We start from the raw sequence: 23089 nt of genomic DNA on the forward strand, positions 1-23089 counted from the left end.
TATTGCCAATGAGAATCAATATCTGTTATAAAATTGTAATTTGAAAGATAGAATCATTTTTATAAATCAAAAATAAAATGACTATGTGAACTATGCAAAAATTTCGTTAGGCTAATGAATATAAGGACGTAAGAGCAAGAAATTGAAATTCTTCGTTATCAATCTGATTAAACTATATAGTTACTCGCGAAGAACGTCTACTTCAACTTTCAATTTATGCTTACCGCCACCGAATAGAATTCCCTTTAATGGTGATACATCAGAATAATCACGACCGATAGCGGTTATTACATATTCATCTGTGATAAATTTGCCGTTAGTTGGATCAAAATCCACCCAACCTTGATCAGGACAATAAACCGATAACCAAGCATGAGTTGCATCAGAACCTTGTAGCTTTTTCTGACCAATAGGTGGATGGGTTTCTATGTAACCACTCACATATCTTGCTGGAATTTTAAAACTTCGAAGCGCAGAAATTGCAAAATGAGTAAAATCTTGGCATACACCTTTTTTCTGTTCAAAGACTTGCTCTAAAGGCGTCACTATGGTCGTTGCCTTTGGATCAAATTCAAAATCATTGAATATGCGAATTGTAAAATCATGAACACTTTCCAAAATAGATTTATTGTCCGCAAATGAAATCGCGGCATATTCAGCAAATTTTGGATTAAAAGGAACATGAGCTGATGGCAGCAAATATTCAAGAGCTTCGATATCAGATCGTGTTGTGGACTTCATCAATCTTGTTTGCGCTTCTGGCCATGGGCAAGAACGAGCAAAATTTGCGTAGGAAGGCTGATTAGTCTTCACAGATGATTCAACTTTTACTTCTAACTGTTTATGAGGATCCTCAATAGAAAAGAAAAATAAATTATTACCAAAGTAGTCCTTACGAAAGGATGAAGCGGAAGGTCGAGGGTTAACATCAATAAAAGTCCGATAGCATTCTTGGTGGGGTGTATTCGGAGGATACATATGAGCAAGATTGATGCAATGGGATACAGTCGATTCATAACTGTAAATGGTTTTATGAATTATTTTATAATCAGGCACTGGTATCTCCGAGAAAGCTTTGAGATTCTGTATAATTGAAATATCGCCCGGTAATCGTTTCCGATAGATTCTTTAGTTTTATTTCAAGATCTCCTAACCATTGTAAGCATTCATCATCAAGCAAACGTCCGTTCTCAACCAACATTGATGCATCTTTAAGTTTATAGGCTGTATACAATTCCAATACTTGTCGATCTTCCGGGAACATTTTCTTAGCGTTCTTACCTGGAAGATATTTGACAACTTCATTCAATTGTTCGAATTGAAAGCCAAGAGATCTTGGGTTCGAATCATCAAACATAAGGATGTCAAAAACTGGTTCAATTTCCATTTTGTATCGATATCGTCTACGATAGGTAATGCGAATATCGCTGATATTCAGAAGACTCTCTAATGCATTGCGATCATCCTCCAATTGGAAATTGATAATACCCTGAAGAATTCGAATAAGATTTAGAGATCGTTCCAATCGTCTTCCTAATTCCAAGAAATACCAGCCGGATTCACGGCTAAGATTCTCAAATGACAATCCTGATAGAGATGAAAGCAATATTATATTTTGAAAAATATCTTCTAACATTGAATCATAATTAGATGGCATATTGGTTGTTCGATTTTCTAGGATCTGAACAATCTTTCTCGTATCGTCCGATAATCTGTCACGAACGTTTTTGGCTGAGTTAGATAATCCGTTGAGATTAAAAACCATACTACCGCCATAAAGCTGGCTGTAGAGCAACCTTTGGATTTCTGGAAAAGGATTACCCAAAAGTTCATCCGAGTCATCTCCAAGAAAGCCTGGATAGGACGATGTGATATGTGTAATTAGTTTTAGAATTCCGTGGATTGAAGAGTTGTCGTAACTATCTTCATACTTTAATATCTCATTGATTGCTTCACGCAATACTCGAGCTGTGTTCTCTGCACGCTCGGAATATCTTGCAAACCAGAACAAATTGTCCGCAACTCGACTTGGAACTCCAATCGGATTACGAGAAATTGCAATTTTTTCGGGAGCAGCAACTTGAATGCTCTCTTCCTTCTGGGATTCGGACGCAAGAACCCATAAATCTTTGCTCAATGCACCGCGTTGATTCGTAATAAAAATCTCATCTAAGTCTGTAGTCACTCGGACAAGACCACCAGACATGGTAACATAACCTGAATCGGATGCAGTAACAAATGTACGATAGATCGCTCTGCCTGGAACCAATCCATTCTGGGTTAGGATGGGAGTTGTGGATGAAGCAAGAATTTCTTGAGCAATGTAGTGGTTAGGATTTAACCTAACTTGCGCTAGTAATTGATTGGATTCTGCATCGGACATTTGTGCTACCCAGTAGCTTTTGTCCAAAGCTGATGGAAAAACAGATTTAAAAATATAATTCTGAGGATGTTCCATTACGGTTTGAAAATCATCATTACGACCCATCCAATAACTTGGAATAGTTGGCAAAATTAGTTCTTCACCAAGATAGAACCGACAAAGCTCACTCATAAAAGGCATAAATGCACGGTTTTCTAATATTGCTGAGCCAATAGGATTTGCAACTTTTACATTACCTGAACGCACAACTTCCAGTAATCCTGGCACACCTAGAAGCGAATCACCCTTTAATTCAAGAGCATCCATGAAATAATCATCTACCCTTTTGAGAATGAGATCAACCTTTTGTAAACCTTCAACTGTTTTCATATAAACAAAATTGCTTCGTACAGTTAGGTCTTCACCTTGAACCAGTGTATAACCAAGATAACTCGCCAAGTACGCATGCTCAAAAAATGTTTCATTTCCAGGACCTGGAGTCAACAGAACAACAATTGGGTCTCTGCCTTGAACTCCAGAAAGATTGTGGAGGTTTTTTCTTAAAGATCGAAAATAAGAAGCTACACGATGAACTTGGGAATCTCTATAAATGCTTGGAAAAATTCTTGACAGCACTATTCGGTTCTCTAACGAATAACCCGAACCAGACGGTGCCTGAATACGATCGCTCAATACATTGAAGTTTCCATTCTTGTCACGAATTAGATCACAAGCGAAAAAAGACAATCCATGTTGAGCAAACATCATGTCACAAGGACGCAAAAAACCTGGGCTTCCGAATATCAGTTCTGCTGGAATTCTTTTCTCAAAAACCAAGCGTCTAGATCCATAAACATCTTTTAAAATGCTATTTAAAAGTTCTGCTCTCTGGTCTAAGCCTCTTTCCAGTTTACGCCATTCATCACTTTCCATGAGAACTGGAAATAAATCCATCGCCCAACTACGCTCATGACGTTCTTGGCTTCCGTACACATTGTAGGTTACACCGTTTTCCTGAAGAATACGATCTGCATCTTGCCTTCTCTTCATCAATTCCTGTGGACCCAATTCCATAAAGGATCTCAAAAGAAAAGAATACTTAGGCCTTACGCTGCCACCTTCATCAAAAAGTTCATCGTAAATGGAAGATAAAGGAGTATAACCCTGTGTAAGATTTTCTAGTTCCAAACCGCGACTCGCAACCACAAGATTTTCCTGGCTACAGCATTCGTAAATCTAAAGTACAAGGAAAATCAGAATTTTCTAATTTTTTCGGAATCGGTTGAGGAGTCGTTCCAGGGTTATGACCATGTGACCAGAACCGACTGATTCTTCGTGATTCGGCTTCATAAGAATTCACTGGAAAAGTTTCATAGGTTCGACCACCAGGATGAGATACATGATACGTGCATCCACCCACAGATCGCTGATTCCACTGATCATAAATATCAAAAACCAGACTCTGTTGTGCTGGCAAATGTGGGTGCAGAGTTAAAACTGCTTCCCAAGCCTTGAAGCGAACTCCGGCAACATATTCTCCAAGAATGCCTGTTGGTTGTAAGGGAACTTGATAGCCATTGCAGGAAAGCAAATGTCTCCCTGGAACGAGTCCACGAATGAGAATCTGAACTCTTTCAACTGCTGAGTCAACACCTCGTGAAGTCCCAAATGCATTGGTCTCCTCGCCTAAAACGTTCCAAGGTTCTAGAGCCATTCTCAGTTCTAAGGACAATCCGTCCGCTTCATGCAATCCATATTCAGGAAATCTAAATTCATAAAATGGTTGAAAATATGATTCTTTGAATCCAAAACCTTCACGATTAAGATCAGAAATCACTTCACCGAAATCTTTCCAAACAAAATATGGAAGCATAAATTTGTCATGAAGACTTGTATCCCAACGTATTGGTGATCTGCGATATGGTTTCTCCCAAAACATATTGATCAAAGACATAACAAGTGCTTGCTGAACAACACTCATCTTAAAATGCGGAGGCATTTCAAAAGCTCTGAACTCAACCAAACCCAATCGTCCAGTCACCGAACCGGGATCAAACATTTTATCAATAGAAATTTCCGTACGATGTGTATTGCCAGTTACATCAACCAGAATATTTCTAAACAAGCGATCCAAAAGCCATGGCGTTGTCTCGTCCTTAGAATCAATTTGACGAAAGGCAATTTCCAATTCGTGAAGTGAGTCAATTCTTGCTTCATCTATTCTCGGTGCCTGAGAAGTCGGTCCAATGAATAAACCAGAAAATAAATAAGATAGGCTTGGGTGATTTTGCCAATATGCAATCAAACTGCGAAGTAGATCTGGTCGTTTCAAGAATGGACTTTCTGAAGGAGTTGCAGCACCTACGGTTATATGATTGCCTCCTCCAGTTCCACAATGTCTACCATCTAACATAAATTTTTCTGCTGTTAGCTTAACCGTTTCTGATGTCTCATACAATATTTCTGTTTTACCTAAAATTTCCGCAAAAGAAGAAGAAGGATGTAGGTTGACTTCGATAACTCCAGGATCTGGCGTAATCTGAAATCTTTCTAATCTTGTATCTCGTATAGGATCATAACCTTCCAATATTATAGAAAGCCCTGTGATTTCTGAAGCCTTCTCAATAGCTACGATCAATTCTAAGAAGCTTTCTAAATTGTACATTGGAGGTAAAAAAACTCGAATATTTCCGTTTCTTACCTGAACACAAAGGGCTGATTTCGATCGGAACTCCGGTTGTTCTTTCTGCTCAGAAATACTTTTTCTTTTATCCTCAAGTTCCTTTCGACTCGGCAAATCTTTCTTAGGTGCCATCGGATCTTCAGATGGGAATGATTCAAAAGATCCATTGAGAGAATCCAATGGAAGTCGAAATCCAATTGGTGAATCTCCTGGAATAAGATAAAGTTTGTCTCTTTCAAATGTCCATTGATTGGATTGGAACCTTTTGTCTATAACATTGTATTCAAGAGGCAGTACGAAACCAACTTCATCTTTGAGTCCAGTTTCGAGCAAAGCAAGTAATCGTTTTCGCTCAGCTTTCTCAAAAGCATTCAATTTTTTTAGTTCTGCTTCAGAAGTTACAGGAAGGGTTGCCTCTTTCCATATGTAGTAAACAATATCTTCATAAGCAGGAAGTATAAATTTTTTACTAACTCTCAGCTCGTTAGCAAGAGCTTCTATAAACTTCGAAGAATCTTGGACTGTGTTCTTACCAGGTTCATTTTCAGTTGCAAGTAACTTAAAATCTTTCCAGATCGGCTCATTGTCTTTTCGCCAATAGCAATTGATTGACCATCTCGGAATGAGTTCTCCAGGATACCATTTTCCTTGGCAGTATTGAAGTAAGGAATTGGTTGAATATTTTTCTTTTAATTTATAAATTAATTTCTCAGAAATTTTGTATTTATTCGGACCCATTGCTCCGAAATTCCATTCGTTGTCTTCTCGATTCTCGGTTGACACAAATGTTGGCTCACCACCGATTGTTAGGTGGATTTGATTTTTCTCAATTCGTCTATCAATATCTGAACCCAATTCTAAAATTGAGTTCCAGTCATCATCTGAATAAGGTTTTGTTACTCGAGGAGTCTCCGAAATTCGAACTACTTTCATTTCGAAATCAAATTCCGACTTTCCATCAGACACAAAACCAGTCACAGCAGCTGCAGACTCAGGCTCTGGAGTGCAAGCAAGAGGAATATGACCCTCGCCAGCCATGAGTCCAGAAGTAGCATCCATTCCAATCCATCCAGCACCAGGAATATACACTTCTGCCCATGCATGTAAGTCCGTAAAATCTGTCTCGGGACCTTTAGGTCCTTCAGCAGGCACTGTATCAGCTTTAAGTTGAACCAAGTAACCTGACACGAATCTTGCGGCTAGACCGAGATGCCGGAGAGTCTGAACAAGCAAATAAGCACTATCTCGACAGGAACCAGAACCTAATTGTAGAGTCTCCTCGCATGTCTGAACGCCCGGCTCCATTCGAATAATATAACGAATATCAGCTGATACTTTCTGATTGAGATCTACTAAGAAATTATTCATTTCTCTTGGAGTTGTATCTACAGTCTTGAAGAATTTTTCAAAATGAGGAGTAAGTGGAATCTTGTTTAAATAAGGTGCGAGTTCTTTTTCGAGAAGTTCAGTATATTTGAATGGAAACTTCTCAGCATATCCTTCTACAAAAAAGTCAAAAGGATTGTAAACTCGCATATCTGCGGTTAGATCAACTAATACTTCAAAGAATCTTGTCTTCTTAGGAAATACAAATCTTGCTTGGTAGTTACCAAAAGGATCTTGTTGCCAATTGATAAAATGATCTTCAGGTTGGATTTTCAATGAATAAGAAAGTATCGGAGTTCGACTATGTGGAGCTGGACGAAGACGAATAATATGAGGAGACAATTCTACGTCTCGGTCATAACGATAGGATGTGCGATGAGTTAATGCGATTTTTATTGACATATTTTATGTTTCACTAATGAAGAATTGGTCATGAATGGATGCACCTAGACTGTTTAATCTCCCTTGAAGATTATCTAGATAATCATGAAATCCATCTTTAAAAACATTAGCCATTGATGTTTCCTTCACTTCTTGAACGACCATTCTTTCTATGGAAGTTGATTTGTGTTCCTGTCCAATTTCGATTCCCGAAACTTTTTTGACTCCCTTCTCAATCTCATTGAGACAGAATAAAATCGATCTTGGAAATTGAGGATTTTGAATCATAAATTCTGCGATATGCAGAGGAATCACTTTAGGATATACTCGATTGTACATTTCGTGCGCGCTGGCAGACTTAAGCAAAGAAATCCATTGCAGTAGATCAAGAGTCGATCCGACATCCGTGTTAGAAGGAAGCAAAATAAAATATTTCATATCTAATATACGAGTTGTCTTATCTGATCTTTCTAAATTTCTTCCGATCATAGCAAAATGCCAAACATCATCATGGCTAATCGTAGAATCAGTTGTTCCTTGAAACATTTGGCATTTATTTCTAACTAATTTGAAGAATTCACTGAGATTCTTACCAGAAGAGGAAGAGAACACTGTGTCCAAAGTGATGGAGTCTGGAGAAAGTTTTAAATAATCATTGCGAATTACTTTTACTTCCAAATAGAATTCATTTAGAACTTCCCACATTGTAGTGGAAATATTTTCTCGAACGGTTCTCGCATTCTCACGAGCCCGTGTCAGACAAGAGAATATGGAATTCGAGTTTTCCGTATCAAATGTCAAAAACTGAATTACATTTCCGACGGAAGGATTCTCATATTTTTTGACAAAAAGTTCATGATCACCTGTTGTATAAACCAATGGCATCCATTGATTAGGATAAGAACCGGAGAGATCCATCATCAATTGATGATTCACATCAATGAATCTAGAATAATTCTCGGCTCTTTCTATATAACGATTCATCCAATAGATAGAACCCGCGACTCTGCTTAACATAAATATATTCCTTCTCTTGCGAGTTTCTCGAGTTAACCCATGACCCAAGTATCTTTGGATCCACCACCCTGTGACGAGTTAACTACAAGGGATCCTTTTTTCAGAGCAACTCTTGTGAGTCCGCCTGGCATTACATAGATATCTTCACTATAAAGAATGAAAGGACGAAGGTCAACATGTCTTCCTTCTATCTTCTCATCACCAACTAAGGTTGGAACTCTTGATAAAGATAAAACTGGTTGAGCAATATAATTTCTCGGATCTTTTTTGACCAATTCCTTGAAGTCTTCTTGTTCTTGTTTCGTTGACTTCGGTCCGATGATCATCCCGTAACCACCAGCACCGTTCGCTGCTTTAACAACGAGTTCATGAATATTATCTAGAACGAACTGTAGATTTTTACCTTCGCTACATAGATAAGTAGGAACGTTCGGTATGATCGGATCTTCATTCATATAGTATTTTATAATCTGTGGAACAAAAGTATAAATAACTTTATCATCTGCAACTCCTGTTCCTGGAGCATTTGCAAGTGCTATGTTTCCTTTTTTATAAGCTTCGAACAAACCTTTAACACCTAACAAAGAATCCTTTCTAAAAGAATTTGGATCCATAAATATATCATCCACTCTGCGATAAATTACATCAACACGCTTAAGCCCTTTTGTGGTTTTCATGAAAACTTTATCATCTTCAACAGTTAGATCCGATCCTTCAACCAAAGAGACTCCCATTTTTTGGGCAAGAAAGGAATGTTCATAGTAGGCAGAGTTATAAATTCCCGGAGTCCAAACTGCAAGAGTAGGATTGTAAGAATCCGTTAAATTTTCTAAAGTATTTCGTAGGCGAAAGGGATAATCGTAGATGGGTCGGATAGATAGTTTCTCAAATAACTCAGGAAAGGTTCTTTTCATTACCTCACGGTTTTCCAGAACATAAGATACTCCAGATGGGCAACGTAGATTGTCTTCTAAGACAAGAACGGTTCCATTTCCATCGCGAACTAGATCCGTTCCAGTAACATGAATCCAAATTCCTTTCGGAGGTTTCACGCCAATGCACTGCTTTAAATATCCAGAACTGGATTCTATAATTTCTCTTGGAATAATTCCATCTTTTATGATTTTCTGATCTGAATAAATGTCTTGTAGAAATAAATTAATGGCTTGGATTCTTTGCTTGAGACCCTTCTCCAAATTTGCCCATTCTTCATTATGCAGAACTCGCGGAATCACATCGAAGGGCATGATTCGTTCTTCTGCTTCATCATCACCGTAAACGGTAAATGTAATTCCCATCGAAATAAGTGCTTTCTCTGCAGAATTCGACCTTCGTCTCAATTCCGTCTCACCGAGAGATTCAATTCTATTTTTTAAATAATCATAACCAAGCCGAGGTTCCCCAGCTTTGATAAACATTTCGTCAAAAAATTCCTCTGTATCGTAGTTTGCTAACATAGAATATAACCATCCACACTTAAACTTGCAAGAAGCATACCAATTACATCATGAGCAAAAAGGCGAATTCTATAGCATATAGACATAATCCAAACCAGTATAATTGAAGGAAATTTCAGAAATCGAGCAATTTGCTCATTTAACTTGCATTGAATTTCCTATTTGATAGCAAAAAAATGCTCTGTCAACCTGTTTTTACTTCTTCATTTTTCTGCGAGTTTTAATTCATTTTTGCGGATTCCAGTGACGTTTCATTCACGGATCAATTGTTGAGAAAATCTGTTGACTGAAAATAAAAATTTTAATAAATTCAAATGATGAAATTTACCAGAAAAACCATTACAATTCTTACTTTAGGAATGATTCTTATTCTAGGCTATCAGTGTAAAAGCAAATCAGACTCTGATGATGAGAATCTTCTTTTATTGCTTTTGGGTGCTTCGTCTCGTCTGGTCGGAGATGGTTGCAACTATAAGACTAGTTTTGCAATCTGCGTTCCACCAGGAATTGGAAGTAACTAGGTGATCCAATGAAATTATTCAATAAAAAAAATATCTTTCTTACAATCGCAATTTTAACAATTGTTAGCACAATTAGTCTTCCGATAAGAAAGACACCTTGGTTTGAAATTGCACATCCAGTCGCTTGGCAAATTGATCCAGATAGACTGTTTTCTGTTATCCATGCAGCAGAGAATGATTGGGGTTTTGTTCGTGGATCAGCACAATGGGCAAGAGGCAACTCTACTTTTATAGACCAACTCCTTGCAAATATGAGAGATAATGGTTTGCTTCGATTGGGTGACAATCAAGTCTACAGGGATGTAGATTTCGGAAATGGTAAAAAAGTAAATATCAAAATTGATCTAAGTGCGAATTTCTCTGTTGCTTCTGGAGCATTTTCAGGTAACAAAACTTTTGCCAATCGATTTGAAATTTGGATTCCAGGAGATACTTCTAATACTCCTGCTCTTCAACTTTTCTTTAATAGTGTTGATACATTGGATGAAAATGGTGCTCTTTTATATTATAATTTACCAAAGCTAGAAACGACGAATAGTTTAAACTTTGGTGATGCAAATTCGGTAATTGAAACGTTTATTTTCAGGCGAGCAAACGGAACAAGAAGACAAGTTTATACTTGGAAAGCGATTCCTGTTACTTCTAAGAATATAACTGATGTTGGGCGAGTGGTTCTAGATGAAGTTTTGAACAATGAGCAACTTTGTTTTAGGACAGCTGTTCGTGTTCCAAGAACCAATCTAATCAGTCTTGCAAATAATAGCTTTTTTACAGTTAGCAACATAAACGCTGTATGTGGAGCTGGAGATAATTTATATTATACGCTAGCTTATATGCAGAAATTCCAATCTCCATTTCTAACTACCGCTAAATATGGTTGGACAGGAAATAACGAGAGAAGAGAAGGTTTTTGTGCATTCTCGGGAACTAACAACAATTACGGTTTATTCAATGACGTCGGGTTCGAGAGAGATAAGGTTGCGACTGCCGACGTTCCCGCTTCTTATCCTTCTCCCAATCAAGGAACACCTAACGTGGATAGTGCTTTCGAACGAACTTATAGTGATGCTGGAACTTTAGATCAATCCGAAATCACATCAAAAGCATTTATTGATGGAGTTCCTTCCAATGCTGCAATTAGTTTCAAGGCTTCAACACCTCCATAATTCGAAACTGTTCTAAAATAAATAGTTAATTGCTTCCGGTAGCTCCGCCGGGAGCCGATCCTGCAGCCCCACCTGCTGAAGTTCCTGTGGAACCAGATGAGCTGGTTCCGGTTGGTGAAGTTGTGAATCCACCGGTGTCTGAGGAATAGGAATCTGAACCTGATGGGCTACCTAGACCATTATCACTTCCATTGAAAGATCCATCTGAAGAACTGCTCGAGCTTTGGGTTGACCTAGATTCAGAATCACTCTCTTCCAATAAATCCAAAACTGGATCATTAACGAGAATCATCTGTCCGCAATTACTCAAACTGGAAAAAAGAATGATGAGAATAATTATTCTAAGGCTCATAGTGCTTAGTATCGATTTCTCTCAGAGATTGTCAAGAACATGGAGCAATAGTAAATACCTGAAAATTAGTTGATTTCTAAAACTAGCAGAGTCATATCGTCGGAAATATCCCCATTTGCAAAATTTATAACTCGATCAACTAAGTTCCCAATTGGGAAAATATCGTTTCGAACTTGCGAAGATTCGGATATTATTACATTAGAATTTTTAGGTTTTTTATTCGTTTTCCCTAATTCTAAAACTTCTGGATTAGAAGAATGCTCCAGTATCCAATCCTTAATTCTTTTCCATCCCAATTGTTCCATTTTAGAATTAAAAACATCAAAAAAACCATCTGAAATAAAAAATAACTTATCTCCTGGTTCAAGCTGAATATCATAATTAACATGATCAGGAGGCATTTGAGTCAACAATAGAGTTCCGACTCCGGGCAATTCTAATAGCTCTCCGTTTCTATAAAGTAAAATCGGATAATGGCCACCGTAAGAATATTGCAATTTTTTTTCAGAAGGAATATATCTAGCATAACAACATGAAATGAAATGATGTATAGAATGAAGGGAAATCATTTTGTCGTGCATATTGTTCAATATTTGAGAAGGTGTTAATTTGTCTTCGGCAATGATATTAAAAATCATCAGACTCATTGCAGAAACTAGGGAAGCGGATATTCCATGTCCAGACACATCAGAAAAGAATATATCAAAGTAATCGCCATCCTTAGGCTGATATACCCCAATTGCATCTCCCCCAACTTCATCCATCGATTTATAATATGAATGAATAATAAATTCATCTGATGTAGGGTATTGTGTTGGCATCAAAGAATTTTGTATCTCAATTGCATTTTCTAAATCACTACTAATGCGGCTATGATAACGTGCGAGCTCATTCTGAGCAAATGCAAGTTCAATATTTTCGTCGGCTAATTTCTCGGTCAATAAACGCAATTCTATTTGCGCCATTGTTTGTTTGGCGAGAATCCTTAAGCACTCCATTTTCTCTTGATTGATTTCTCTTGGAATTCTATCGATTGCACATAAGGTTCCTATCGCATGACCGTTCTGAGTAATAAGAGGAGCACCCAAATAAAATCGAATTCCGTTTGATCCAGTAACTAAAGGATTATCACTAAATCTTTTGTCCTTAGTTGCATCTGGTACAACTAGAAGTTCCTTGGGATCAAGTATTGCATGGGCACAGAATGCTATATCTCGATTGGTTTCGTCCAATTCCATTCCAACCTTTGCTTTGAACCACTGACGATCTGAATCAACTAAGCTAATAAGGGCAGTCGGGGTCTGCAAAATCTGGGACGCTACTTTTACGAGATCATCAAAATCTTGCTCGGTCGCTGAATCCAACAACTGGAAAGATTTCAACTCAGCTAATCTTGCTTCTTCATCTGGTGGTAAATTAGCTTTCATTCTTTACTCTCCTAATGAAAAAATTTTGACCTTCTGACTTTTCCCTCTGATTTCGGTAGAACCCAGTTCCAACAAATTGTATGAACTGTCTAAATGACTCGCAACTTCTTCGGATATTAGAATATCGACACTCTTTTCTTTTGTCAATGATTCCAATCGCGATGCAACATTTACTGCGTCACCGATTACAGTATATTCCATCTGTCCCGCCGATTCAATATTACCCGAAAAGACAATACCCGCGTGAAGACCAATTCCTATATGAATCGGCTCTAGACCCTTCGACTTACGATTAATATTCATTTCATTGAGTCTATTCAACATTTTTCGTGCAGAACGTACGGCTGCGTGATTCTCTTCATTCTCTCCTCTTGAAGTTGGAATTCCAAATACAGCCATAACAGCATCGCCGACAAATTTATCTAAGGTTCCGCCTTCCGAGAATATGCAGTCCAGCATATTTGTTCGGTATTCAGCCAAGAAGTTTGCAAGCTCCTGAGGATCCATATTTTCCGAGAGATTTGTAAATTTTCGAATATCGGAAAATAGTATAACAGCATATTTTCGATTACTTTTTAAGACATCTCCACTCTCGGCTGAATCATTCTCTGTCAATTCGTTGACCACGGAAGGTGAGAAATACCTAGCAAGTAATGCCTTTTTAGACTCTAAATCTCCAGTCTTTTGTAACAGCACGCGAACTCTATATATTGCAAATAGCATTGCACCACCAGCTGTGATAAACAACAAAGGCTTACTCTGAATATCACTGATTAGCATGCCGTCTCCTGTGACATATTCCTTCCAAGTTTTTGCAATCGGCATATCGACAGTCAAACCAATCCAGACCATGCATAAATATGCAGATATAGCAAGCACAATCGAGAAAATCAGCGGCTTGAATTTAAATTCCAAAGCCGATAAGGCAATAGGATACATATAATACAATAGAAGTGGATTCTTGACAATGAATGCGAAATTCTCCGGATACTCTCGTTGCCAATAGTAATAACAAAGCGAAGTTAATATAACATAATCAATAAAAATCGCAATATAACTTGAAATAGACTTGTGGAGATCGCAACCTTTATAAATCACCCAAGTATGCAAAATTGTAACCAAAGTATATGCAGAAATCGCAATAAGATTCGGAAGAATTGAACCGTGATCCGTTAGGGAATTTGCGTAGATGGGAATACTAAATAGAAAGATAAATAGATACCTGATCTGATTGACTTTGCGCAATCCATATGTCTGTTCTTCTTTTAAAATTTGTTTGTATGCATCCGTGGACTGAAGTTTCTTTATCATAGTTAACTCGAATTCTAAAGGTTACACAACTTAAACAAAAGTAAATAAATAATTTCTACTTAATTGTACAAATTGTTCCCACGAAAATCGTGAATTCGGAAAAGAAAAATAGAAATAACTAAGTTAGAGAAACTTATCTGAGAGAAATCTAGTTTAACATTGGATCTTTGGTATGCTCAACAAAATATTTGTAGATTCCACCTTTTTCAACCAAGGACTTCTTCCATAGAACATCGGAATCCAAATCATTGAATATCAATTCTTCGGTAGGTTTATGAACAACCCAAGAGAACCTATCAAATTCGGATTCTAATTGTCCGGCACCCCACCCGGCATAACCTTGAAAGATCCGGAATTCGCAATTATTCTCAGTTAGATACATCAAGAGTTCGTAACTTCTGCCCATAAAGATTCCAGGCATCACTTCCACGCCGGGATCAATGGCACTTGCATCTCGGTGAACCATACAAACGAACATACTGTCCACAGGGCCTCCGATCCAGACTGGATCTTCAGCCGATGGAACGTCAGGAACATTCTTCACGATCTCTCGAATTGTATTATCAGATTTTTTATTAAGAACAATTCCGAAAGCACCGGTATCATCATGATCAACCATGAATATGACTGTCTTATGAAAGAAGTCGGTAACAACAGTAGAGTTAGAAATAAGAACTAGACCTTTTGTTGAAGCGGGCTTTTCCATATCCTATACCATCCTATATAAGAAACTAGCGAACATCAATTGGCTATTAGACTCAAATTTTTAGAATTTCCAGGATTCACTTTTTGGAAATATCTTCTAAGATCTGATGAGCTACTTCCAGCGTTTTTATATCAGATTCTCCGCCAATGTATTTGGTCTCAGGATTTAAGATACATGTAACAAAATGTTCGTGCTCCTGCTTAAGCGGATTATCTTTATGAACGAAAATCTTTTCTACAATAGATTCTTGTTTATATTTTATCTCACCGTTACCTAGTTGAGTATTGGAACTCGCTTGTCTATGCAGTTCTATTTCTTGATCTGTAAAATCTAAGAATACATAAGTATCTTTTTCGGAGATATTCAATGTTCGAATCTTGGCCTGCGTACAACGCGAAGCGTTCATATTGGCAACACATCCATTTTCAAAAGAAATTACAACCGAAGCTATATCTTCATGATCAGATACTACTTTGTTGCCTTTTGCACTAACGGACTTTACAGGGGATTTGACTAGATTGAGTACAATATCGATATCATGGATCATCATATCCAGAACAACGCCTACATCTTTTATGCGGGGATTGTATGGACAGAGTCTTCTGGATTCAATAAGCAATGGACTATTGATAATTTTGCCGAGTTCAAGGACTGCACCATTGAAGCGTTCAATATGTCCAACCTGCAAAACGAGTTTGTTTTTCTGGGCAATGCCAACAATTTCTTTTGCTTGATCCACGGTTTCTGCAATTGGCTTCTCAACTAGAACATGCTTTCCAGCCTCAAGAGCCTGCTTCGCAAGTTTATGATGCAAAAAAGTTGGAGCGGCAATAACAACCGCATCCACTTCTTTTAACATTTCATCTACTGTTGCGAATGCTTTTGATTTATGTTTTTCGGATATAAGCTTAGATCGTTCCAAATCCGCATCGTATATTCCAACTAACACAGCATCTGTGAGTTGCTTAGCAACGTTCACATGATACTGTCCCATGTGACCGGTTCCGATCACTCCTAAACGGACTTTATCTTTCATAAAAATATATCCTTAAGTAGCTTATCTGGAAAACAAGCCACTTTTTCCTTTTGAGCCAAGCTTTTCGCCAGATTCCTTCGCAAATTCTTCAAGTAGTTCTCTTTGTCTTTTGGAAAGTTTTTTCGGTATTTCCACTTTCACAATCACATGCTGATCCCCTTTTCCATACGATCCGATATAAGGAATCCCCAACCCTTTCATACGAAAAACTTGATTGGATTCTGTACCTTCAGGAATCTTAAGTGAAATGGTTTTGCCATCGATCGTAGGAATATCAATTTCGCCACCTAGACAAGCCATCGCAAGGGAAATCGTTTTGGTAACGATTAAGTCACTTCCGTTTCGCTCGAATACTGGATGCTTGCGAATATGAGTTACGACATATAAGTCACCATGAGGACCACCGTTTGGTCCAGCCTCACCTTCGTTATTGACTTTGAGTCGACTACCGTTCTCAACACCAGGAGGAATCTTGATATTGATGGTTCTTCGTTTCTCAACGACTCCATCTCCATGGCATGTCTTGCAAGGATTGGTAATCACTTTACCCCGACCACTGCATCTCGGACAAGTTGTCGTTACAGAAAAGAAACCTTGTGTTCTTCGAACTTGACCTGATCCACCACAATCTGGACAAGTGGAAGGTGTACTTCCTTTTGCCGCACCAGATCCGCTGCAATCTGTACAGGTTTCATTTCTTGGTATTTCGATCTTTACTTCTTTACCAAGTGCTGCGTCTTCGAGTCCAAGCTCTAAATTGTATCTTAGATCAGAACCTCGTTGAGGACCACCACGCCGTGATCCACTACGCCCGCCTTGTCCTTGCCCACCAAAGAAACCCTCGAATATATCTTCGAAATTCCCAAATATATCTGAGAAATCAGTATAGGCACCTTGTCCAAATCCACCTTGCCCATAACCCGCTCCAGCATTGACCCCAGCTTTACCGAACTGATCGTACGCAGCCTTTTTCTTAGGATCGCGTAACACTTCATAGGCTTCGGTAGCTTCTTTGAATTTCTCTTCAGCTTCCTTGTTGCCTTTGTTCTTGTCAGGATGGTACTTGATCGCAAGCTTCCGATAGGCAGATTTGACTTCGTCATCCGAGGCGCCTTTTGCGACGCCTAGGATTTCGTAATAACTTCTCTCAGCCATGGCTTACTTCTTCTCGTCGTCCACTACCGTATAATCGGCATCGACAACCTTTTCATTGTTACCTGAGCTACCGTTGTCTTGACCAGAACCACCTGCATCACCACCAGGATTTCCTCCAGGGAAAGGACCTTCTTCGCCTGTTGGTGCACCTTGTGAATACAACTTAGTTGAAATATCATTAGCAACTTTTAAGATCGATTCCTTAGCGCTTTGCAAGCGTGGAAGATCATTGGATTCGATCGCTTCTTTTGCTCTCTTGATTTCATCTAGAGCAAGTTGTTTCTCTGATTCACCCAGCTTATCGCCAGACTCATTAACAGTTTTCTCTAAGCTGAAAGTGATGCTTTCTAATTCGTTCTTAGCTTCTGCATGTTCTCTAAGTTTCTTATCTTCTTCAGCATGCAATTCTGCATCACGAACCATTTTCTTGATCTCATCTTCGCTGAGACCAGACGAGGATTCAATTCTGATTTTTTGTTCTTTGCCAGTTCCAAGATCTTTTGCAGATACATGAACGATACCGTTTGCATCAATGTCAAAAGTTACTTCAATCTGAGGAACTCCTCTTGGTGCTGGTGGAATTCCGAGAAGATCAAAACGACCGAGTGTTCGGTTGTCTTTTGCCATCTCTCTCTCACCTTGCATTACATGTACGGAAACTGCGTTCTGATTGTCCGCTGCTGTTGAGAATACTTGCGATTTTCTTGTAGGAATCGTTGTATTTCTCTCTATGAGCTTGGTCATAACGCCACCCAATGTTTCAATTCCAAGAGATAACGGAGTAACATCAAGCAACAGAACGTCTGTTACATCACCCGCCAAAACTCCACCTTGAATTGCAGCACCGATCGCAACCACTTCATCTGGGTTTACAGATTTATTCGGTTCACGTCCGAAGATTTCTTTTACCAATGCTTGTACTGCTGGAATTCGAGTTGAACCACCAACCAAGATCACTTCATTGATATCGGAAGCAGACAGACCTGCGTCTTTCAATGCGTTGATACATGGTATTCTAGATCTTTCTACCAATTTCTTACTTAGATCATCAAACTTCGCACGAGTCAGTGTCATGTCCAAATGCTTAGGACCTGAAGCATCAGCTGTGATGAAAGGAATATTGATCTGAGTTGTTGTTGTTCCAGACAATTCAATCTTTGCTTTCTCAGCGGCTTCTTTCAGTCTTTGAACTGTGTTCTTATCTGCAGAAACATCGATTCCTGTTTGGTTACGGAATTCTGCAATCATCCATTCCATGATCGCTTGGTCAAAATCGTCTCCACCTAAGTGAGTATCACCGTTTGTAGATTTTACTTCGAAAACTCCATCACCTAACTCAAGTACGGATACGTCAAAAGTTCCACCACCCAAATCATAGACAGCAATCTTAGCATTGGTTTGTTTCTTGTCAAAACCGTAAGCGAGTGCTGCAGCAGTAGGTTCGTTGATGATCCTTTCTACTTCAAGACCAGCAATTCTTCCAGCGTCTTTGGTTGCCTGACGTTGCTCGTCATTGAAATAAGCAGGAACGGTTACTACAGCTTTGGTTACTTCATGACCTAGATAGTCTTCAGCAGTTTTCTTCATCTTTTGAAGAATTCTTGCGGAAATTTCTTGTGGTGTGAATTCACCTTGTGCTGTTTCAAATTTTACGCCGTCGTTGCCAGCGCGAATTACTTTGTAGGAAACATGCTTCATCTCTTCGCTTGCTTCATTCAATCTTCGTCCGATAAATCTCTTCGCAGATCGAATTGTGTTAGTAGCATTGGTGATAGCTTGGTTCTTCGCAAATTGCCCAACCAAAGTTTCTCCCTTTGCACTAAATGCAACGATCGATGGAGTTGTTCTTGCTCCTTCAGAGTTTTGGATAACAACTGGATCCCCACCTTCCATAACAGCAACACATGAATTCGTTGTTCCTAAATCGATACCTATAATTTTTTCTTTACTCATATTTTCTTCTCCTTCTTTTATAAAAACTAAGCTTTAGGTTTGCCCACTTTTACACGAGCCGGACGAATAGACTGCTTATTGTCCCCGTCCATTGAATAGTAGCCTGGTTGAAAAACTTCAATGACTGTTTCTTCCGAATAATCATCTGATTCTTCTGAGGCAATTGCTTCCATCAACATGGGATCAAATGCTTCACCAACTGGTTCCATTTTTTTTACTCCCTCCTTGTCTAAAATGCCAATAAATTCTTTCTTCACCATTGCGATTCCATCAATGAATGCTTTGAATTCTTGGCTTTCTGTCTTAACAGCCGTAACTCGATCAAGGTTATCGATCGGATTGAGCAATTCATGAATGAAGTTTTTTACAGCTTCTTTTCTTGAATTCATGAGCTCGCCCGCTGTTCGCCTTTTATAATTCGTAAATTCTGCTCTTTCTCGTTGCCAAGAATCTTTGAAAGATTCTGCCTCTTGTCGAGCTTTCTTTAGTTCTTCTTCCAATTCCATCTCTCTTGTAATTTCTGTATTACTTGCTTCCGAATTCGCGGAAACTTCCGAGTTATTTTCAGGTGAAAATCCCTTCGCGGAACCTTCTCCATTCAAATTCTCTCCATTTGTAAACTCTTCGTTTTTTGATTCCATAGTCTCCAACGTATCTGTATTCATTTCTTCTGACATAATAACCTCTTTCTTATCTTCTAACTATAATTTATAATGATTCCCTATTCCGATCAATTCTGCTTATATTTTTCAAATCTTTCATAATATTTTTCATATTCATGTAATTTTCCACTTTCACTTTTTTTATCGACTAATCTTTGTTATCATTTCACTTACAAGTTTGGATGTAAACTCAAGCAAAGGAAGTGTTTTATGATAGTTCATTCTCTGTGGACCAATAATTCCCATTGATCCAATCCTCTTCTCACCCATTTTATAGTTGGTCGCAATGATGGTCATACCACCCAGGAAGTCATCTCCTTCCTTCCCAATGATTGTAAAAATCCCATCTTGATTCACATAATCTCCGAAGAATTTTTTCAAAAACTGTTTCTCATCCATTAGAGAAAGAACCTTATGCAACCTATGTTCTTCTTCTCGAAAATTATCAGCCAAATTCTTAAGCCCATCAATATAGATATTATCATCATAGCTATTATCCATTTGAAAGGCAACATGGAGAAGATCCGCAACATGATTGAAATCTTCTGGTCCATCCCTACGAATTCTTAGCGTAGGAATCACACTTGCTTGGATCTCATTGAGATCATAGCCCGCAAGATTCTCGTTGAGATAGCGAGAAATATTGTATAATGATTCTTGTCCAACATGTGCATCCAGAAAAATATTTCTGTTGATCACAGTTCCTGATCGCATAACAAGAATTACAAGAACTTCACCGCCATTCACATGAATCAACTCAACATGCTTGAGCGTATCCAAATTCTTTTCAGGGCCAAGAACAACTCCCGCATTGCAAGTCAAGTTGGATAGAACTCGACTGGTAGCCACTAGAATCTGATCCAGCTTGAACTGCATCTTAAGATATTCTTCCTGGATTCTCTGCTTCTCCTTAAGAGTCAGCTCATAGAGACCAACTAGGCTATCTACGTAGAATCGGTATCCTCGATCTGTTGGCACTCGACCACCGGATGTATGCCTTGAGAGCAAATATCCCCAGTCTTCTAATTCCTTGAGAACGCTCCGAATTGTAGCCGGAGATAATCCAATATCATACCGTTCCCAGAGGGTCTTCGATCCCACAGGACGATTGTCTGCGACAAACTCGTCGATTAAGGACTTTAAGATGACTCTATGTCTTGGTGAAAGTTCCATTGGCTCTACATTCTCAGTTCAGTCTCTCCATTAGCACTCTATGTATTAGAGTGCCAAGACTTACATCTAAGATCGGATTTTTTGAAAAAATGTCAAGAAAAAGCGAAAAAATTCGCAGTCTATCGATCAGACTGCTAAAAATTTAGAGGAATTAAGGATCAGAAATGCAACGAACTCGGTTGAGAGTAGTTTTGAAATCAACTACTCCAACGCCTGTTCCAAAACCCGTTGTGGCAGCTCGAGTCTTATCTATAGCATTTGTGGTAGATGTCCAGACATTGTCACCTGTAGCATTTGGGAAAAAAGCAAGATCGATCTTTATACCGGATTGAATTCGGTAATCAATCAAAGAATTGAGTTCTGTGCGGTTAGGCAAGCGCCAGTTAGATCGCCCGCCAAGTTGTAAATTATCACAATAGTCGAGTGCTTGTGTCCACGATAAAGTATTGGACAGACCATCACAAGTTACGGGGTCCTGACCCGCAAGGCATTTTTGCCAAATGGATCCTGTTCTGAGCTCTTCAACTGTTCCGTTGCTTAGATCCATGAATTGATATCCGCGAAAATTTTGATCTGATCCTGAAACGCAACGAACATTACCCGAACTTGACTTCAATAAAATTCCTCCTGAAGCGAAAGAAAAGTCCACGGGATAAGCATTTGTCAAATCTCTTTCGGTTCTGGACAAAGTGTTTCCACCTGGAGTTGCAGGAAAAGCGATTTCATCAATAGTTGCTGGTGTTTCTTTTCCAAAGCTTGCTAGACTTTGTAATTCAGTTAGAGTAGATAAATTCCAGTCTTTCAATCCTGCGTAACCTTCACCCCCATTCAAGGTGTTTAAAGATTTGCATCCATTGGATCCTGTTTGAGAATCCTGCCAGGTCATCGGTAGGACAACACCCCCAGAACAATTCGCTCCTGTTAACCCTTGAACACAAGATTTCCATACTAGTCCAGTTGCATTATCTCTTGTCGTATAATCATCTGTATAGATTGGATGTTGAGTTGGTCCAGTATAACTTCGTTCAATTCCCGATTGCAATTGCCCGTCTTCGCCATTTACTAAAGTGTAACTTGTTAGTATCCCAGCACCAGTTTTGAGGTTTGGATATTTATAGAAGCCACTATCACGTATCTTTCCAACAATTTCTCCATCTCGCGATTCAACTGCTATAATATTTCTACCTGCCATATTCCAAATAGAAAAAGGATTTGTGTAGATAGGCGAATCAATATTTGGTTCAGAGCCGTCAATCGTATAATGGATGCTCGCGTTTTCCAACGTGCTCGAAATTCTGATTTCTTGATAGGAATCATAGAATCCGCCAGGTGGCTGAAAACTAATGGTAGGAACGGAAGAAGAATTGCCCTGCAGCCTAGCAAGAAATAACAAATTTCCGAACGCAGAATTAGGATCTAAATCGTTCTCTCTAAAAAATAAACATTGAATGTTTACTGCTATAAATAATAAAATTAAAACCAATCGGCACATTTTATTCCAATTCTGCAATCCAATCTATTTTAGCCTCTCTGAATTTGCCTTCACCAACGACTTTCTTGATGTTCGCTAAAGTGTTGTAAGGAGTATCGGTGATTACAAGATTGATTACAGATTGTGGAACCGATCCACCTGGCTCAAAATGTGCTTGGTATTCGACACGAACTTTACCTGATGAAAGTGGAGTCAGTCGCCAAACTGCGTCAAATTCTTCGATACGAACAACTCCAGAAGGCGACGGCTTAGAAACAGATTCGGTTTTCTTAAGCTTCATGGTGATCACTTTGGTTTTCGGATTCTGATTCAACAAACGCTCAACTACAACATCACGATTGGCAACTGGCCAAGGAGCCCCATTTCGCAAATAGAAAACTGCCCTGTTATTCGCGTTAGAAAGCACAACCAGTTCCTTACAGTTGAAATACAAATATTCGCACGCGGCTGGGTCGGATAGCAGACTTACAACCTGTGAAAGACTCGCCTCGACTTCCGTCTTACCCATAAATTCATCTATACTGGATCCTGAATATTCTCTAGTTAATACAGTAATTCCATTTTTCTTTTTAGCTTCTTTCCATTCCGTACTCTGAGAATAGACTGAGCTTGCACCAAATGCCAGCAGAAGGAAAAATATCATTTCGGTTTTTATAAAGCTTAAATTCATAATTCTGTCCTAAATTTATTTTCGACTTTTTACAATCAGATTGGATTGTCGATCGTTCTAATTATAATAAAACAATCCTTATGTTTCATTCAACAAATTTCTTTACTAACTTTGATCTTTAACAAAAAAAGAATCAGTGAATGTGAACAGAATTAATGTTGCTTATTGGACTAGGATAT

Annotated in this window: 18 protein-coding genes; 2 read left to right on the forward strand and 16 right to left on the reverse strand. The window is 38.7% G+C overall.

The features are described 5' to 3' along the window. Window positions 1-180: 180 nt before the first annotated feature. The 5 genes from O4O04_RS18945 to O4O04_RS18965 are packed head-to-tail and all read right to left on the reverse strand — an operon-like array spanning window position 181 to window position 9286. Window positions 181-1056, reverse strand: coding sequence for a transglutaminase family protein (locus O4O04_RS18945; protein WP_272533445.1), 876 nt, complete (start codon window positions 1054-1056; stop codon window positions 181-183). After that, window positions 1049-3568: a circularly permuted type 2 ATP-grasp protein gene (locus O4O04_RS18950; protein WP_442915917.1), complete on the reverse strand. Its 2520-nt coding sequence runs from the start codon at window positions 3566-3568 to the stop codon at window positions 1049-1051. Before O4O04_RS18950 ends, O4O04_RS18945 begins: the two co-directional genes overlap by 8 nt. 13 nt (window positions 3569-3581) lie before the next feature. Then, entirely contained in the window at window positions 3582-6833 is a 3252-nt protein-coding gene (locus O4O04_RS18955; protein ID WP_272533446.1) for a transglutaminase family protein, read from the reverse strand. 3 nt (window positions 6834-6836) lie between these two features. Further along, window positions 6837-7829 (reverse strand): alpha-E domain-containing protein, encoded by a 993-nt coding sequence (locus O4O04_RS18960; RefSeq protein ID WP_272533447.1) that lies wholly within the window; start codon window positions 7827-7829, stop codon window positions 6837-6839. A gap of 32 nt (window positions 7830-7861) precedes the next feature. Next, a complete protein-coding gene (locus tag O4O04_RS18965) occupies window positions 7862-9286 on the reverse strand; it encodes a circularly permuted type 2 ATP-grasp protein (RefSeq protein ID WP_272533449.1) in 1425 nt (474 codons plus the stop codon). A gap of 314 nt (window positions 9287-9600) precedes the next feature. On the opposite strand from O4O04_RS18965, the gene O4O04_RS18970 reads away from it, so the two are divergent. Continuing rightward, window positions 9601-9807: a hypothetical protein gene (locus O4O04_RS18970; RefSeq protein ID WP_272533451.1), complete on the forward strand. Its 207-nt coding sequence runs from the start codon at window positions 9601-9603 to the stop codon at window positions 9805-9807. 8 nt (window positions 9808-9815) lie between these two features. Further along, on the forward strand, window positions 9816-10973 hold the full coding sequence (locus O4O04_RS18975; RefSeq protein WP_272533452.1) for an LIC_12337 family protein: 1158 nt from the start codon (window positions 9816-9818) through the stop codon (window positions 10971-10973). 25 nt (window positions 10974-10998) lie between these two features. On the opposite strand, the gene O4O04_RS18980 is transcribed toward O4O04_RS18975, so the two are convergent. From O4O04_RS18980 to O4O04_RS19030, 11 genes are all read right to left on the reverse strand, one after another. Beyond that, window positions 10999-11325, reverse strand: a complete 327-nt coding sequence (locus O4O04_RS18980) for a hypothetical protein (RefSeq protein WP_272533453.1) — start codon at window positions 11323-11325, stop codon at window positions 10999-11001. 65 nt (window positions 11326-11390) lie between these two features. After that, window positions 11391-12752: a PP2C family protein-serine/threonine phosphatase gene (locus O4O04_RS18985; RefSeq protein WP_272533455.1), complete on the reverse strand. Its 1362-nt coding sequence runs from the start codon at window positions 12750-12752 to the stop codon at window positions 11391-11393. Window positions 12753-12755: 3 nt separating this feature from the next. Continuing rightward, entirely contained in the window at window positions 12756-14063 is a 1308-nt protein-coding gene (locus O4O04_RS18990) for an adenylate/guanylate cyclase domain-containing protein (protein WP_272533456.1), read from the reverse strand. Between the two features lie 148 nt (window positions 14064-14211). Beyond that, entirely contained in the window at window positions 14212-14769 is a 558-nt protein-coding gene (locus O4O04_RS18995; RefSeq protein WP_272533458.1) for a YqgE/AlgH family protein, read from the reverse strand. Window positions 14770-14845: 76 nt separating this feature from the next. Beyond that, a complete protein-coding gene (locus O4O04_RS19000; protein ID WP_272533459.1) occupies window positions 14846-15805 on the reverse strand; it encodes a Gfo/Idh/MocA family protein in 960 nt (319 codons plus the stop codon). Window positions 15806-15826: 21 nt separating this feature from the next. Then, window positions 15827-16960: a molecular chaperone DnaJ gene (gene dnaJ, locus O4O04_RS19005; RefSeq protein WP_272533461.1), complete on the reverse strand. Its 1134-nt coding sequence runs from the start codon at window positions 16958-16960 to the stop codon at window positions 15827-15829. A 3-nt stretch (window positions 16961-16963) separates the two neighbouring features. Next, on the reverse strand, window positions 16964-18913 hold the full coding sequence (gene dnaK / locus O4O04_RS19010; RefSeq protein WP_272533463.1) for a molecular chaperone DnaK: 1950 nt from the start codon (window positions 18911-18913) through the stop codon (window positions 16964-16966). 26 nt (window positions 18914-18939) lie between these two features. After that, window positions 18940-19590, reverse strand: a complete 651-nt coding sequence (gene grpE / locus O4O04_RS19015; RefSeq protein WP_272533465.1) for a nucleotide exchange factor GrpE — start codon at window positions 19588-19590, stop codon at window positions 18940-18942. Between the two features lie 126 nt (window positions 19591-19716). Further along, a complete protein-coding gene (gene hrcA, locus O4O04_RS19020; RefSeq protein WP_272533466.1) occupies window positions 19717-20748 on the reverse strand; it encodes a heat-inducible transcriptional repressor HrcA in 1032 nt (343 codons plus the stop codon). Window positions 20749-20899: 151 nt separating this feature from the next. Next, window positions 20900-22231 (reverse strand): Lcl domain-containing protein, encoded by a 1332-nt coding sequence (locus O4O04_RS19025; RefSeq protein WP_272533468.1) that lies wholly within the window; start codon window positions 22229-22231, stop codon window positions 20900-20902. A 10-nt stretch (window positions 22232-22241) separates the two neighbouring features. Beyond that, window positions 22242-22910, reverse strand: a complete 669-nt coding sequence (locus O4O04_RS19030) for an START domain-containing protein (RefSeq protein WP_272533470.1) — start codon at window positions 22908-22910, stop codon at window positions 22242-22244. Window positions 22911-23089 lie beyond the last annotated feature (179 nt).

The organism is Leptospira sp. GIMC2001 (assembly GCF_028462125.1).
Taxonomy (GTDB): domain Bacteria; phylum Spirochaetota; class Leptospiria; order Leptospirales; family Leptospiraceae.